Source organism: Alloacidobacterium dinghuense, assembly GCF_014274465.1.
Lineage (GTDB): Bacteria > Acidobacteriota > Terriglobia > Terriglobales > Acidobacteriaceae > Alloacidobacterium > Alloacidobacterium dinghuense.
Map to the genome: position 1 here is coordinate 6,062,520 of NZ_CP060394.1, position 15,602 is coordinate 6,078,121.

A 15,602-nucleotide genomic window follows, 5' to 3' on the forward strand; every position below is an offset into this window, starting at 1 on the left:
CTTTGTAACAGACAAATGTTCGAGCGCCGCCAATTTGTCATCCTGACCCGGAACGCAGTGAAGGGGAAGGATCTGTTTCTCGCGTCAGTCGCCACAAATCTGTGAAAACAGGACACGTCAGCAGAACAAGCTAATTCGTAGTGGTCCCTTGAAGCAGCCAGGCGCAATTCTCCACGCGCTTCTCACCATCGTGCACGCAGAAGACCTTTGGTTTGCCGCTTGCCGTCGTGCTCCAGAGCGAGACTCCGGCATAAGCGCCATCCTTGCGAAGGATGTAGTAGATCATGTCGAGATAGCGAACCTTGTTCATGTCACCGTTGTAGTTACGAACAATCCGCCGCAGCGCTTCAAGCCCGGCTTCCTTCGGCGTCATACCCTGGCGCATGCAATCGACGATGGTATGCGCGCCGGCAACCTTGATGTTCTCCTCGCCGGATCCAGTAGCGCCCGCCGAGCCCACATCCTGATCGGTGTAACAGCCCGCTCCGATGATCGGCGAGTCGCCAAGTCGGCCCGGAATCTTCCACGCCTGTCCGGAAGTCGTGGTTGCGCCCGACATCTCGCCCTTGGTGTTAAGCACCGAAATGTGGATGGTGCCCGTCGTCGGCCACAGCACCTGTTCTACGGCAAAGGCGCGCTCGTGCGGTGGGATGCCAAGATCGCTGGCCATTCCCATAAGCTGCTGCGAGCGTGCGCGAATCACCTCGGCCCACTCAGGTCCGGGATGACGCGGAATGGCGCTGTGGTTCAGGGTCGGAGGCGGACTTGGCTCTTTCCACTGAGGACTTGACAAAGGAGGCCCCCAGAAGTTGTGGCTGTTGCGGTCTTCCTTCCAGAGAAGCCACATCTTGCGCGCCTCATCGGAGAGCATGTCTTCGCGCTTCAGGCCCTCCATCACGGCGAAACGCTCCGCGCCCTGTCCGACGAGCATGATGTGCCCTGTGCGCTCCATCACCAGGCGCGAAACAAGGCAGGCATGGCGGATATTCGGCAATGCGCCGACGGAACCAGCCATCCGCGTAGGTCCGTGCATGCAGCAGGCGTCGAGTTCGACTACCCCGTCTTCGTTGGGAAGGCCGCCGTAGCCAACGCTGTGGTCGTTGGGATCGTCTTCGCGCGCAAGACAGACATGGTCGCATGCATCCAGAGTGTCTGCGCCGTCGAGCAGCATCTTGTAGGCTTCGTCAATGGTCCGGTCGCCGGTATCGCGCGTAATGATGACGGGCTTCTTCGGCGGCTGCATCTGCTTCACGCTTTCGGCGAGTTGCGCCTGCGAAGGCTGGCTCATCGCCGCAGCGCCAAGCCCGGCCGCCGTCATCGCACTGCGGGAAAGAAAATCGCGCCGTGTCGTCATTCGTTGTCCTTGAGGCCAAGCATAACAAAGCGAAAGAACAGCTCAGACCCCCGGAACCGCATGAAGACTGAAAGAGATCAGATCGTGACCACGACACGCCCTGCCTTTGACGGATGCTCCACAAATTCGTGTGCCTTCGCAATGTCGTTCAATGAGAACCTTTCCGCAATTTGGAATCCCTGCCATCCCGCTTCATAAGCCTGATTCATGGCCTTCGCCGCTTCATTCTTGGCCTCTTTCGGCACATCATCGCTGCCAACAAAAAACATTCTCGCGTTGATGAAGATAGGCTGCCAGGCCGGCACTTCCGCCATAGGAGCGTTGGTCGCGTAGCTCGCGATCGATCCGTTCTGAGCCAGGATTTCCAGGTCGTTCTTGATATTCGCAGCAAAAGCGACTTCGACGACGTGGTCGATACCGTTGGGGGCCAGTTTTCGAACGCGCTCTACGAGCTTGCCGTCAGTCAACAGAACCTCTTCCGCACCCGCTTTGAAGGCGATCTCCTTATCACTGTCAGCGCGGCAGGTAGCAATCACCCTCGCTCCCGCCTGGTAGGCGAGTCGAACGGCGCAGGCTCCCACGGCACCGGCTCCTCCCTGCACGAGGACAGCGCGGTCCTTGACCGGACCCGCCACATGCACCGCGCGATGCGCGGTGATGCCGGGAATGCCCAGGCATGCGCCCTGCTCCATTGTGACGACTTCAGGAAGCGGCACCGCCTGATCGAGAGGAACAGTAGCGAATTCAGCAGCGGTGCCGAACGGACGATAGGACTGAGCCCCGTAGCACCAGACGCGCCGTCCAATCCACTCCTTAGGGACGCCGTCGCCCACGGCGTCTACGACTCCGGCACCGTCGCTGTGCGGGATGACGCGCGGATAGGGCATGCCATATCCAAAGGCATCTTCACGCTTCTTCACATCGCCGGGATTCACGCCCGAAACAGACACACGAATCCGGACCTCACCAGCTTGAGGTTTCGGATCCTCCATCTCGCCGACGATCAGGACATCACGCGCCGGGCCTTGTTTTTCATACCACGCTGCTTTCATGGCAACTCCTGTCGAGACAGCAGACCATTGTCCCTCAAGAAATCGAAGTTCTGCAAAATCGGCCGGCGCCGAATTGTTTTCGGATTGCGCTAAATCCTGCTAGGCTGATTCTTTTCCATTTGGAGAGAATTTCGGATGCAACGCTTCCTTGCTCTTTTGTTGCTGTGTATTGCCGGACTCACACCGGCCGCCTTCGCTCAAACCAACTACACCCAGCCAGTCGACACGATACCCGCCGATCTTCGCGGAAAGATCGATGCCGTCGCCAACAAAGTCCTCGCAGACACAGGCGTTCCTTCGGCCTCGATCGCCATCGTGCAGAAGGGCCAGATCGTCTACACAAACGCCTACGGCAAAGCCCGCCTCGATCCACTGACACCCGCCGCGCCGCAGATGCGCTATTCAGTGGGCTCGATCTCGAAGCAGTTCACCGCAGCATCCATCCTCCTGCTGCAGCAACAGGGCAAGCTCTCCATCGACGATCCCGTCTCGAAGTATGTTCCCGGCCTCACCCGCGGCGACGAGGTGACTATCCGCATGCTGCTCTCGCACACCTCCGGCTATCAGGACTACTGGCCCGAGGATTACCTGATGCAGCCGATGCGCCAACCCGCGACAGCGCAGTACATCATGGACACCTGGGCGAAGAAGCCGCTCGACTTCGACCCCGGCGCCAAGTGGCAGTATTCGAACACGAACTTCGTCATCGCTGGCGTCATCGTCGAGAAGTTGAGCGGCGAGCCCCTGATGCGCTTCCTGCAGGAGCACGTATTCACGCCGCTCGACATGAAATCGGTCTATAACACCGACGTAGCGAAACTAGGAGACACCGACGCTGCCGGATACATTCGCTACGCACTGGGCCCGCTGCGCCCTGCGCCGAAAGAAGGCGCGGGCTGGATGTTCGCTGCGGGCGAACTCGCCATGCCCGCGCATGATCTGGCGTTGTGGGACATCAGCATCATGAACCGCTCGCTGCTCGCGCCCGAGTCCTACAGGCAGATGTTCACTTCGATCAAGCTGAAAGATGGCAGCGACAGCGGTTATGGTCTCGGCGTATTCACCACGCCGCGCTCCGGACACGCTGCGCTCGAGCATTCGGGCGAAGTCTCCGGCTTTGTCTCGGAAAATATTGTATTTCCCGACGACAAGGCCGCGATCGTCGTCCTCACCAATCAGGACGCTTCTCCGGCTGCAGCCGCAATTGCCCGCCAGCTGACGCCGATCATTCTTGGCGCCGATACGCAATCCGCTGCGCAAGCTGAGTTACAGGCACTGACGATCTTCAAGGGACTGCAGCAGGGGCAGATCGACCGCACGCTCTTCACCGACAACTGCAATGCCTACTTTGATCAGCAGGGGCTCAGCGACTTCTCTTCAAGCCTCAAGCCGCTGGGAGAGCCGGCGACATTCCATCAGACGGCAGACGACCTGCGCGGTGGCATGACTTTCCGGGTGTTTGCTGTGACGTTCAAGGATAGTCCGCAGCATTTGCGGGTGACTACCTATACCGAGCCCGACGGCAAGCTGGAGCAGTATCTGGTCATCCCGGCGCAATAGGCCATGCATCGCTTTCACGCGAGATGCATCTATATCTCTCGGCTTGGCTGGAGCCTTATCCGGCCTTGTACGATATAAGTAGCAAAAAGCGAGGGTGGCGAGCAGGCAATGCCTCCAACACAACACAAAGACTATTACGCCACACTGGGCGTTAAAAAAACGGCAACTGCGGACGAGATCCGCAAGGCATTTCGCAAGGCGGCGCGGAAGTACCATCCGGACGTCAATCCCGGCGACAAAAAGGCCGAGGAGAAGTTCAAGGAAATCTCCGAGGCGAACGACATCCTGAGCGACGAGAAGAAGCGCAAGATCTACGACCAGTTCGGCTTCTACTCCGATCAGATTGATCCCGCTGCCGCCGAAGCAGCAGCGCGAGCAGGGCAAGGCGGCGGGAGCCGTGGCCAGGAAGTTCCATTCGACTTCGGCGGATTCGACTTCTCCGACTTTGCCTCCTCCGGTGGGCACACTGGAAACACGGGCAGCGCGCAATCCAGCGGCTGGGGCGGCTTCCGCGATATCTTCTCGGGAATTTTCTCACAGGGCGGCCGCCACCAGGCGCAGGGCCCCGAGGCCGGTACAGATCTCGAATACCAGGTCACGGTCGATTTCTGGACAGCGATTCGCGGCGGCACCACGCGCCTTGAGATCCATCGTCGTGAAGTATGCCCGACCTGCAAGGGCAAATCGACGACAGGGGGCTCACAGACCTGTCCTGAGTGTCACGGTACTGGTCAGGTGACACAGATGGGCGGCCGGATGAAGTTCAACATCCAGTGCCCGCGCTGCGGCGGCGCCGGAAAGGTGACGAGTGCGTGTCCGACTTGCAATGGCGAAGGAACAGTGGCGCGGACGGAACACATTGATTTCCGCATCAAGCCGGGAACGCGCGATGGGCAGCGAATTCGTCTGGCAGGCAAGGGAAATGCGGGAACCAACGGCGGCAATCCAGGTGACCTGTATCTGATCATCCGCACCGGCACGCATCCCGTTCTCACGCGCCAGATGGATGACATCCACATCACAGTTCCCGTAACAGTCGCGGAAGCGGCTCTGGGCGCGAAGATTGAAGTGCCGACCATCGATGGGCGCGCGCAACTGAAGATTCCGCCCGCAACCCAGTCCGGCCAGAAGCTCCGCATGCGCGAACGCGGCGTGCCTTCGGCGACTCAGGAAGGCAAGCGCGGGGATGAGATTGTGACCGTCGAGATCGTTGTGCCGCACATTCAGGACGAGCGTTCGAAGGAGATTCTGCGCGAGTTTGCCAAGCTCAATCCAGCCGACCCGCGTGAAACGATCTGGGCCAAGATAGGAAATGGGCAGTGAGTGAAGATGCGCAAACTCGCGACGATGCCAACGAGCTGTTAAATGCCGCGGTCAACTATGCGCGGCGCATGCTGCGCAAATATGGCGAATTCGGCCCGTTTGGTTTCTCCCTGAACGAAAAGCATGAGCTGGTAAACGAAACCGTCCCGCGAAAGAACATGCCACCCGACGCCGCCATGCTGCTCGAACTAATACAGGAGCAACTGGCCGAGCGCAGCGGTAAGAAGGAGATCATCGCAGCGGCCACAGCAGCCAACGTCACCATGACGAAGACCTCAGCAGAGGGTTTCACGGATGCATTGCTGGTCGAAATCGAGCATCAAAGTGGGTACTGTATAAAGGCCTTTGTGCCCTACAGAATAGGTGGAGGCCAGTTCCTCGGAATCCTGCCGAGATACATCAGGTTTGGCGCGGTCCAGGTACAGAATGGAGTAGCGCGGTTGTTCGCGCATTGAAAGAAACGCGATGCCCACGAAACGTAAATCGAAAGGCGCATACATGATCTCGGCGGTAGCCGAGATGTATGGCATTCATCCGCAGACACTTCGCCTCTATGAGCGAGAAGGACTGTTGAAGCCGTCGCGCACCGAAGGGAACACGCGCCTGTACACCGACGAAGACCTCGAACGGCTAGAGTTCATCCTTAACCTGGCGCGCGATCTTGGCGTGAACATCGCCGGCATCGCCATCATCCTGCAAATGCGCGAGCGCATGGAAGAGATGAACCGCCAGATGCAGGGCTTTGTCGATTACGTCCGCACTGAGATGGTCAGCCGTATGCAGCACGGCTTCCAGCAGCAGGGATCGGCGATGGTGCCACTGCGTCGTCCGGTAGTGGTCGTGACCCCGACGAAGAATAAGCGTCAGTAGCAGTTACAAACCTGGGCCACAAATATAAGAGGCAGCCCGAAGGCTGCCTCTCGCGTTTCAGGGTGAGCTAGAAGGTTAGTTGCAGAGACATCTGAATCTGCCGCGGGCTTCCGATGGCGCGTGTCGTATATCCGAGGCCGGTTGGGCAGTTAAAGAACGTCCCATTCGGCGGATTTCCAGCCGCGCAGGACGCAGGCGACGGAGCCGCCGGAGTCCCTTGCACCGGAAAATCATTGTAGCCTTCGTTTTGTGACACGTTGTCACCGGGAATATCAAAGCTGGTCGTGTTCGTTACGTTGAAGACATCGAAGGTATATCGTGCCGTGATTCGTTCGCCGATGTTCATCGCTTTGACAAGCGATATATCCGCGCGGCGCTGCCAGGACTGGCGGAAGATATTCCGCTGGCCTGTCGTGAAGTTGGTTTCAAAGTCATCGCCCGCTGGAATCGCGCCACCCAGGTCTCCCGGACTCAAAAGCGGCAGAGTGAAGCAGGCGCCGTTGAGTGCCGGAGTGCCGAATGCTCCTGAGTGTCCTGTGTAAGCACGATGTGCATCGCAGCCCGGAGCCAGCGGAACGACAGGATTGGTGATGCCATTGGATGTTCCATAGAAGATGCTGCCGATCGCGCCTGAGTAGTCGATGACGCTATACGGCTGACCGCTTTGAATGATGGTGATGCCCTGCAGCGCCCATCCGTTGATCACTTTTCCCTTCCAGTTATTTTCAGCAACGAATTTCGGCAATTGATAGGAATAGTTGAAGTTGACGACATGGGTGCGGTCAAAGTCCGACGATCCGTATCCGTCCCGCAGATTCAAGGGATTGTTGCCGTTATAGAAGAGCCCGAGCGCGCTCTGCTCGTCGGTGGCGTGTGAATAGGTATATGAGGCGGCAACTTGCAGGCCGCCGCTCAAGCGCTTTTCCAAGTGTGCCTGCAGCGCATTGTAGGCGGAGATGCCGGCAGCTTTGTAGGTCTCCGATTCGGAAGAATAACCGATGTACGGTACACGAAGATCGATATTGCCGCCCTCATAGGTCCAGAGGAACGGCTGTCCATTCGGAAGTGTCGCCGGTGAACAGGCATAGTAGTCGCACGCGGTCGTTTGCACTGAATACCCGTAGGTGTATGTCTGCCCGTGAATCGGATTGCTGGGGCTCGCGGTTCCCGCCTGATTGAATGGAACCGGGATGACCTGATGGCGTCCGAGATTCCCGATGTAGCCAAGATCGATCGCGATATCATTGCGCGGCTGCCACTGCCAATCCAGCGTGTAGTTGATGGTGTAGGGAAGCTTGTTCGCGCGGTTATAGGTGCCAATGGCAAAGAGCGGAGCTCCATTGACGATCGCCGCCTGATTCGGCAGATATTTTGTGATGTCCGCCGGATTGCCGCTGGGCGGGGTACCGGGCGTAGTGCCCCAGGGATTCGAGAGGGAAATTGTGCCTGAGCAGGGCGAGATAAATGAAGGAGCGCCAGGACACTGAATCGTGTTCACGAATGGAGGCGACTGTGTCACGCCGAAGGGACCAGCCGAAACCTCTCCAGCCGCATATCCGGGAGACAAATAAGTAAACAACTCGCCGCGATCGTAATACATGCCCGCCCCTGCCCGAATGACAACCTTGCCATCATTTTGCTTTGGCGAATAGGCAAGTCCGATGCGCGGCCCAATTCCCCATTGGCGACCAGTGAGGGTTGTATCGCTTACACCTTTCGTTGGGAATTGCTTGTTATTCCCGGCCATGATGAATCCATTGGATATGATCTGGTCGGTTGTTTCGTTGTAGGAGTAGAGGTCCGGATCGAAGTTGAAGAGACGTCCATACTTTTCTGTGAGGCCGCCGTTCCAGTCATAGCGCACGCCAGCAGTGAGGCTGAGATTGGGCAGGATCTGAAACTTGTCCTGCACATAGGTTCCGGTCTGGTTGGCGCGATAGTAGCGATTGGCATCGCCCAGCATGAGCGATGTAGTCGTAAAGTCGTTATTCTGAAAGCTGATGTTTCCCTGAAGGAAGCCGGCAAAATTGGCCGATGCGATCATGCCTTTGCCAATGCGATCGTTGCGGATATTGAGCTGTGTATACGCGTAGCTGGCGCCAAAGGTGACCGTGTGCCTTCCGAGAATCCAGATGGCATTACCGGAAGGCATAATACGGTTCTGAAAAAGCCCGGTAAAAGGAGCCTGGGTAAATGAGCCCGGCCCAATATTCATCGAAGCGTTGTAGATGTAGCCCGGATTGTTGGGAGAGTTGTTGCCAAAGTTATCGACGATGGATATTCCGGGAAAGTAGGTTGATCCGAAGGTGTTTATGCCTGCGGTCTGCGCTGTAAAAGGCTGGTCGTTATAGCCGTAGGCCTTTTCACGCAGGAAGCCGATCACTCCGGTGACGCTCAGATTCGGCTTCAGGAAAATCGTGTTGTTGAGTGAGAAGACCTGGCTGCCAGTGTCGAGATGCTGCTCGAAACCGGGAGTATTGGAATATGCGTAGGGCGCGAGCGTCGGATCATGCTGGTAGTAGTACTTGAGCGCCAGCGTGTCCTTGGATGTTGCATTCCAGTCCAAGTTTGCTACCGCCTGGTCGGATGTGAAATATGCCGTACCCGGAATCGAAGTGTTGTCCGGGGTATTGTAGGTCGGTTGCACCCCGGGCGTCGCTGACGGCACTAGAAAGCCACCATTTGGCATTTTGTACTGCATCAGGAACTGGGCCACAGGGCTGATCATCGTCGGGTTTACATAGTTGGGATCGGCCGGGTTTGCGGATCCTGGGCCATTACAGGGATCGGGATAGGCACTCGTTGGCGCAACCCAGTTGCAATTTGCTACATTCGCGAGAGTAGCCGGACTGCGATCATCGGTCAGCCCATACGGTACGGTGAAGCGTGATATGCCTATCTCCTGATCGCTCACGTGCACGTGCTGATAGGCAAGATAGGCAAAGAGCTTGTCTTTGATAATCGGGCCACCGACGCCGCCGCCAGCAATATAACGATGCAGTTGCGGAACCTTCTCATTTGCCGGAATATCGCCATCCTGCTTGAAGAAAAATGGCGCCGCGTTCAGCCAGTCGGTTCCCCGATGGAGATATGCCGTGCCATGGTAGGCGTTGGTTCCGGAAAGCGTGCTCATGTCGATATGCGCGCCACTCGTCGAGCCCTGTTGGGCGTCATACATGGATGTATTTACGCGTACTTCCTGAATCGTCTCCGGTGCTGGTGTGGGGAGCGCCTGCCCGATTGCCAGGTAGACGGAGGCGCTGCTCTGTTGCACGCCGCCAGCCATGGCGTTGCCGACCCCCGTGTTGTTCACGACGCGGAAAGAAGCAACCTGGCTTGTGCTCTTGCCATTGAATAGATTGCTGGCGTCAACCCCATTCAGCAGAAAGCTGTTCGATGTGTCGCGCTGGCCGTTGGCCCAGATCGGCGCGTTGCCCAGGCCGCTGTTTGCTCCGGTCCCGCCAGAAATCTCGGCGTTCACTCCGGGCGAAAGAATGGCGAGCCCAGTGAAGCTCCCTGTGGGCAGGGGAATCGCATCAATCTGGCTTTTATCAAGCACGTAACCATTTGTCGTATCCACTGCATTGAGAAGCGGAGTCTCTGTCACTGTAACTGACGTGGTGATGGACCCAACCTTCAGCCCTGCATTGACTGAAACCGTACGATCGGCCTGCACCAGGATATTCGGCACATTCTGTGTCTCAAAACCATTGTGAGTAAATGTGATGGTATAGGTGCCGATCGGCAGGTTAACGAACTGATAGCCTCCATCATTGTTCGTCTTTATTACGCGAGTAAGTTTGGTCTGGTCTTCAACTGCGGTAACCGTTACCTCGGCCAGCAACGCGCCTGAGGTATCGCTGACCGTGCCGCTGATGGCGCCGAGAGTCTGCTGCGCCCATACCGGAGGCGTTGGACGCATCACAATACTGAAGACAAGACAAACTGCGATCCATTGGAAACTTTTTCTAAGCATACACTTGGCCTCACAAAAGTTAATGCCTCGGAAAAACACTTTAGCGAGCAGCCGTTGGCAGCTGATCGCCAGTTTGATCTGTAATGTGAAAACAACTCGACCCCAGAAGTAGAGCAAGCCATGAAAAAAATCGGAACTGGAAAGGTTGTGTTTTCGAGAGCATAACGCAGACGCGGCACCACCCAAAGAGAAAACACTGGCTCTCTGGCTTACCTGAATGTTGGGAATAAAAAAAAGTTATGTGGATGCCTGTTTTCCGCACCGGACTCGTTTCTCTGCAATCACTTAACAGCAAGAACGCGTCGGCGGAACTGGTATTTCTGGCAGGTCACTGGATCGCAAATTGAAGGTACGATGGTTGTTTCTTTAACCTCGCCCGTCGTATGTTGGCTGGTACATTTTCGAGCGCTCTTTTAACAGTCAGCCATCTTTGACCTTGCCACCACCTACCTAACCCCTGAGGAGAGTGCATCATGAGCGAACCCCTTTCGTCCGAATTGCTGGGCAAGATGAACGCCTACTGGCGTGCGGCCAATTACCTCTCTGTAGGCCAGATCTATCTCAAAGACAATCCCCTGCTTGAACGTCCGTTGTCGATGGATGACATCAAGCCGCGGCTCCTGGGCCATTGGGGAACCACTCCCGGATTGAACTTCATCTACGTACATCTCAATCGCATCATCAAGGCACACAACATCAACATGATCTACATCATTGGGCCCGGCCACGGCGGCCCCGGAATCGTGGCGAATACTTACCTCGAAGGCTCGTACACCGAAATCTACCCGCACATCGAGCAAGGCGAGGACGGCATCAAGCGCCTCTTCCGCCAATTCTCGTGGCCTTACGGCATACCCAGCCACGTCGCTCCCGAGACTCCGGGCTCAATCCACGAGGGCGGTGAGTTAGGCTACTCGCTGCTGCACGCTTACGGCGCAGCCCTCGACAATCCCGACCTGATCGTCACCTGCATCGTCGGCGATGGAGAAGCGGAAACCGGCCCGTGCGCCACCAGTTGGCATTCAAACAAGTTCCTCAATCCCATCACTGACGGGGCCGTGCTGCCCATCCTGCACCTGAACGGCTACAAGATCGCGAACCCAACTGTTCTGTCGCGCATTCCCCAGAGCGAGCTCGAAGCGCTGATGCGCGGTTATGGCTACAATCCCTACTTCATCGAGGGCAGCGATCCCACAACCATGCACCAGCAAATGGCTGCCTTGCTGGACAAGGTATACGCCGAGATTCGCGCCATCCAGAAAAAGGCCCGTGATGCCAACGACCCAACACGCCCGGCGTGGCCGATGATCGTGATGCGTACGCCCAAAGGTTGGACGGGACCGAAAGAAGTAGACGGAAAGCCAGTGGAAGGCACGTGGCGAGCGCATCAGGTCCCATTTTCGACAGTGCACGGCAATCCCGGACACCTGAAGCTCCTGGAAGAGTGGCTCTCCAGCTACAAGCCGCAGGAGCTTTTCGACGAACAGGGTCAATTCCGCGACGAGTTCGCCGAAATCGCCCCGAAGGGCAGATTGCGCATGGGTATGAATCCGCATGCCAACGGGGGACTCCTGATGCAACCGCTCGAACTGCCCGACTTCGCCGATTACGAAGTAAAGATCAAGCAGCCGGGTGGAACGGAAGCAGAAGCCACGCGCGTCCTGGGCTATTTTCTGCGCGATGTGATGAAGGCCAATCTGAAGAACAAAAATTTCCGCGTCTTCGGTCCGGACGAAACAGCGTCGAACCGGCTTGATGCTGTCTACGAAGTTGCGGAAAAGCGCTGGATTGCCGAAACGCTGCCGGTAGATGAAAACCTTCAGGCCGATGGCCGCGTGATGGAGATCCTCAGCGAGCACATGTGCCAGGGATGGCTCGAAGGCTATCTGCTCACTGGCCGCCACGGCTTTTTCTCCTGCTACGAAGCCTTTATTCACATCATCGATTCCATGTTCAACCAGCATGCAAAGTGGCTGAAAGTAACATGCGATATACCATGGCGCAAGCCCATTGCTTCGCTGAATTACCTGCTGAGCTCACATGTATGGCGTCAGGACCACAATGGATTCAGCCACCAGGACCCCGGCTTCATCGATCACGTCGCGAACAAAAAAGCGGATGTTGTGCGCATCTATCTGCCGCCCGATGCCAACACGCTGCTCTCTGTCGGCAGCCACTGCCTGCGCAGTCAGCATTACGTAAACCTCATCATTGCCGGCAAGCAGCCCGCTCCGGTGTGGCTCACGATGGAGCAGGCGATCCGCCACTGCACGGCTGGTCTGGGCGTATGGGACTGGGCAAGCAACGATGACGGCGATCCCGATGTCGTGATGGCGTGCGCCGGTGATGTGCCGACGTTGGAGACGCTTGCCGCAGTATCGCTGCTGCGTCAGCACATCCCTGATCTCAAAATTCGCGTCGTGAATGTCGTCGATCTCATGACTCTGCAGCCTGTCGCCGAGCATCCGCACGGCCTGCCCGATGAAGACTTCGACCGCATGTTCACCAAAGACAAGCCTGTCATCTTTGCGTTCCATGGCTATGCCACGCTGATTCACCGCCTGACCTATCGCAGGACGAATCACGGCAGTATCCACGTCCGCGGCTACAAGGAGGAAGGCACGACCACCACTCCATTCGACATGTGCGTCCTCAATGACATGGACCGCTTTACTCTCGCGCTCGATGCCGTGCGCCGCGTTCCGCGCCTTCGACAGTTAACCGACGAAGCCATGCAGAAATTCACCGAGAAGCGCCAGGCGCATAAACTCTACGTCTCGCAATACGGTGAAGACTTACCCGAAGTCCGCAACTGGAGCTGGTCCGGTGGCGGCAAAGGCGCAACGAGCCAGGACACAGGTGGCGACAACGTATGAAGCCGATCCTGGTTATCAACAGCGGCTCATCTTCGCTCAAATTTGGCTTGTTCGTCGATCAGGGCGGAGATGAGCACCTCGTCGTGCGTGGCAATGCCGATGCCATCGGCAGCGACCGTAGCACGCTGGAGATTTTCGACGAGCAAGGAAACCAAATCTTCAAAGAGACTCGGTGCCTCGATTCGCAAAAAGAGGCATTGAACTCGATTTCTGAGCAATCCGCTGCGCTTAAACTCGAGCCGCCGATCGCCGTCGGTCATCGTGTCGTGCACGGCGGTCCACATCTGGTGACGCACCAGCGAATCACGGCTGAGGTACTGGCAACGCTTCAGCGAGCGGTGCATTTCGCGCCCGTGCACATCCCCGCTGCTGTTGAGATCATCCGCCATGTTGAAAGAGTCTTTCCGCAATTGCCGCAGTTTGCGTGTTTTGACACGGCCTTCCATCAGACCATGCCGGAAGCCGTTTACCGATACCCAATTCCTGAGAAATATTTTGCGGCGGGTGTAAGACGTTTCGGATTTCACGGTTTATCGTACGCATCGATCGTCCACGATCTCGGCAAGGATCTCCCGTCCAAAGTCGTGATCGCTCATCTCGGCAACGGAGCCAGCCTTGCTGCGATTGCTGATGGCAAGTCGGTTGACACCAGCATGGGCCTCACGCCAACCGGTGGCATTCCGATGAGCACGCGGGCGGGCGATCTCGATCCCGGCGTTCCGCTCTTCCTCATTCGCAATCAGAAGCTGGATACGGACGCGCTAGAGACTCTGCTGAATCACAATTCAGGCCTGAAGGCGCTCGGTGGAACGAATGACATGCGAGAGCTGCAAAAAGCCTCAGATAGCGGAGATAGCAAGGCTGCTCTCGCCATTGAAATTTTCTGCCGATCGATCGCGAAGACCATCGCATCCTTCGCCGCCGTCCTTGGTGGCCTGGATCTTCTCGTCTTCGCCGGAGGAATCGGTGAACACAGTTCCACTGTGCGCGCCAGCGTTTGTGACCGCCTCGGATTCCTGGGAATCGCGCTCGACGCAGCACGCAACAACGCATCTTCAGCTGTGATTTCAGCTGACTCCAGCAAAGTGCGCGTTCGCGTCATGTCAACCGAAGAAGAAAAACAGATTGCCCGCTATTGCCGCGTATTGCTCCAGGCGCATAGCTAGATCTTGATGAAGATCTTTTTTCTGTAGAGAATCAGCGCCGGAATAAAGCACACGGAAACGTAGCATAGAGAATAGAGCAACGACCCAAATGACGGGTCTGGAACATGCGCAAAGATGTGCGAATAGATCACCTGACCCAGCGTATGGTGATTGCTGCCAACATGAACATCAGAGAGAAGCGCCGGCAGTAGTTCAGAGAACACATAGACCGCAATCGCATTCGATCCGAAAACAACCCACGGAAACGTCCAGCCACGCCTCCACTGCTTGATTTCAATGAGCCAGTAGCAAATCGACAAGCCAAGCAGCGACCATCCGGCAGCAAACAGAACGTAGGAACTCGTCCAGAGCTTCTTATTGATCGGGAACCAGTGACCCCAGATCTTTCCCAGGATCAGTCCGGCAATCGCGGCGGCGAACAGGCCAACGAACTTCGTGGAAGCGCTCTTCTTTGTGCGCAGCCAGATCGCCGTCAGCATGCCCAGCAGCGCCGTCCCGAGCGCAGGCAGGTTGCTCAGCAGTCCTTCCGGATCACGTGTCCCTTCATAGAGTCGGCCGGGAAAGATATGGCGGTCCAGATACGCAACCCAATTGGCATCCTTGTCGAGCAACGGAATATCGCGTGTCGGCAATCCATATCCCGGCACCGGCATCCAGCGCATGATGATCCAGTAACTCACGAGCGCAGCGACAAGAACGGTTACCAGGGTCGCAACCTTGCTCTTTCCGCGGCTGTACAGATAAATAGCGCTGGCCACCAGCAGGCAGACAGCAAAGCGCTGAAGGACGCCATAGATCCGCAATGTGGACAAATGGAAAAAAGGAAAGCCGTTTACGACGAGACCTAAAGCAAACAAAATGACGGAGCGTCGCACAGCATGCGAAAGCAGCGAAGCCTTCGATGCGCCTTTCGCAAGGCGCGATTCAAAGGAGAAAACCAGAGAAACACCGGCCACGAACAGGAAGGTGGGAAAGACCAGGTCGGTCGGTGTCCATCCGTTCCAAAGCGCATGTTTAAGAGGCCAGTAGGCGTACCGCTCATCGCCATTGTTGTTAACCAGAATCATGAACGCGATGGTGATACCGCGAAGCACATCGAGGGAAATGAGCCGCGTCTGCACACCGGCAACGGAAGGACTTGTAACAGTAGTGGCCGTCATAGTGGATATGACGGCTACTGTAACTCGTTAGAAGAAATTGCGAAAGTGGGGACCTTAGTTCAACCCGGACGCGCGGGGCCGCGGCTGACGGCGGTCAACCGCCTTGTTTCTTCCGCGAAAATTGAACTGCCTGGTATTCATCGAGCCCGTCGCCCATAAAGCCGCAATCACGCAGAGAAGAATCACACCGCCCACCACTCCAAGAATTGCCATAAACCTGCCCTTCTCTATGTTGGAAGGGATCAGGAGCAACATGGTTGCCGAA

General features: G+C 56.9%; 11 protein-coding genes. 6 read left to right on the forward strand and 5 right to left on the reverse strand.

All coding sequences use genetic code 11. From position 1 onward, the window contains the following. Nucleotides 1–130: 130 nt before the first annotated feature. On the reverse strand, nt 131–1,354 hold the full coding sequence (locus tag H7849_RS25540; protein WP_186743258.1) for a glycosylasparaginase: 1,224 nt from the start codon (nt 1,352–1,354) through the stop codon (nt 131–133). A 77-nt stretch (nt 1,355–1,431) separates the two neighbouring features. Then, the gene (locus tag H7849_RS25545) at nt 1,432–2,406 is read right to left on the reverse strand and encodes an NADPH:quinone reductase (RefSeq protein ID WP_186743259.1); all 975 of its coding nucleotides are present in this window, start codon (nt 2,404–2,406) and stop codon (nt 1,432–1,434) included. 135 nt (nt 2,407–2,541) lie between these two features. Between H7849_RS25545 and H7849_RS25550 the strand changes: the two genes are divergently transcribed. The 4 genes from H7849_RS25550 to H7849_RS25565 all read left to right on the forward strand — a co-directional run bounded on the left by H7849_RS25550 (nt 2,542) and on the right by H7849_RS25565 (nt 6,159). Next, nucleotides 2,542–3,966, forward strand: a complete 1,425-nt coding sequence (locus tag H7849_RS25550; protein ID WP_186743260.1) for a serine hydrolase domain-containing protein — start codon at nt 2,542–2,544, stop codon at nt 3,964–3,966. 108 nt (nt 3,967–4,074) lie between these two features. Continuing rightward, a complete protein-coding gene (locus H7849_RS25555) occupies nt 4,075–5,289 on the forward strand; it encodes a DnaJ C-terminal domain-containing protein (RefSeq protein WP_186743261.1) in 1,215 nt (404 codons plus the stop codon). Continuing rightward, nucleotides 5,286–5,744, forward strand: coding sequence for a hypothetical protein (locus H7849_RS25560; RefSeq protein ID WP_186743262.1), 459 nt, complete (start codon nt 5,286–5,288; stop codon nt 5,742–5,744). Before H7849_RS25555 ends, H7849_RS25560 begins: the two co-directional genes overlap by 4 nt. Nucleotides 5,745–5,754: 10 nt before the next feature. After that, nucleotides 5,755–6,159: a MerR family transcriptional regulator gene (locus H7849_RS25565; protein ID WP_186743263.1), complete on the forward strand. Its 405-nt coding sequence runs from the start codon at nt 5,755–5,757 to the stop codon at nt 6,157–6,159. Between the two features lie 67 nt (nt 6,160–6,226). Here the strand turns inward: H7849_RS25565 and H7849_RS25570 are convergent, their stop codons facing one another. Further along, nucleotides 6,227–10,135, reverse strand: coding sequence for a TonB-dependent receptor (locus tag H7849_RS25570; RefSeq protein ID WP_186743264.1), 3,909 nt, complete (start codon nt 10,133–10,135; stop codon nt 6,227–6,229). A gap of 473 nt (nt 10,136–10,608) precedes the next feature. On the opposite strand from H7849_RS25570, the gene H7849_RS25575 reads away from it, so the two are divergent. Next, a complete protein-coding gene (locus tag H7849_RS25575) occupies nt 10,609–13,011 on the forward strand; it encodes a phosphoketolase family protein (protein ID WP_186743265.1) in 2,403 nt (800 codons plus the stop codon). Continuing rightward, on the forward strand, nt 13,008–14,177 hold the full coding sequence (locus H7849_RS25580) for an acetate/propionate family kinase (protein ID WP_186743266.1): 1,170 nt from the start codon (nt 13,008–13,010) through the stop codon (nt 14,175–14,177). The genes H7849_RS25575 and H7849_RS25580 overlap by 4 nt, the downstream gene beginning before the upstream one ends. On the opposite strand, the gene H7849_RS25585 is transcribed toward H7849_RS25580, so the two are convergent. Both H7849_RS25585 and H7849_RS25590 read right to left on the reverse strand, forming a co-directional pair. After that, a complete protein-coding gene (locus H7849_RS25585) occupies nt 14,174–15,337 on the reverse strand; it encodes an acyltransferase family protein (protein WP_186743267.1) in 1,164 nt (387 codons plus the stop codon). The genes H7849_RS25580 and H7849_RS25585 overlap by 4 nt on opposite strands. A 54-nt stretch (nt 15,338–15,391) precedes the next feature. After that, nucleotides 15,392–15,550 carry a hypothetical protein gene (locus tag H7849_RS25590; RefSeq protein WP_186743268.1) on the reverse strand — a complete coding sequence of 53 codons (159 nt, stop codon included), beginning with the start codon at nt 15,548–15,550 and terminating at the stop codon, nt 15,392–15,394. Nucleotides 15,551–15,602: the final 52 nt, after the last annotated feature.

Excerpts from the sequence above, each read along its gene's own strand:
- H7849_RS25540 (WP_186743258.1), bottom strand. The coding sequence starts at position 1,354 with ATGACGACACGGCGCGATTTTCTTTCCCGCAGTGCGATGACGGCGGCC.
- H7849_RS25545 (WP_186743259.1), bottom strand. The coding sequence starts at position 2,406 with ATGAAAGCAGCGTGGTATGAAAAACAAGGCCCGGCGCGTGATGTCCTG.
- H7849_RS25550 (WP_186743260.1), top strand. The coding sequence starts at position 2,542 with ATGCAACGCTTCCTTGCTCTTTTGTTGCTGTGTATTGCCGGACTCACA.
- H7849_RS25555 (WP_186743261.1), top strand. The coding sequence starts at position 4,075 with ATGCCTCCAACACAACACAAAGACTATTACGCCACACTGGGCGTTAAA.
- H7849_RS25565 (WP_186743263.1), top strand. The coding sequence starts at position 5,755 with ATGCCCACGAAACGTAAATCGAAAGGCGCATACATGATCTCGGCGGTA.
- H7849_RS25570 (WP_186743264.1), bottom strand. The coding sequence starts at position 10,135 with ATGCTTAGAAAAAGTTTCCAATGGATCGCAGTTTGTCTTGTCTTCAGT.
- H7849_RS25575 (WP_186743265.1), top strand. The coding sequence starts at position 10,609 with ATGAGCGAACCCCTTTCGTCCGAATTGCTGGGCAAGATGAACGCCTAC.
- H7849_RS25580 (WP_186743266.1), top strand. The coding sequence starts at position 13,008 with ATGAAGCCGATCCTGGTTATCAACAGCGGCTCATCTTCGCTCAAATTT.
- H7849_RS25585 (WP_186743267.1), bottom strand. The coding sequence starts at position 15,337 with ATGACGGCCACTACTGTTACAAGTCCTTCCGTTGCCGGTGTGCAGACG.
- H7849_RS25590 (WP_186743268.1), bottom strand. The coding sequence starts at position 15,550 with ATGGCAATTCTTGGAGTGGTGGGCGGTGTGATTCTTCTCTGCGTGATT.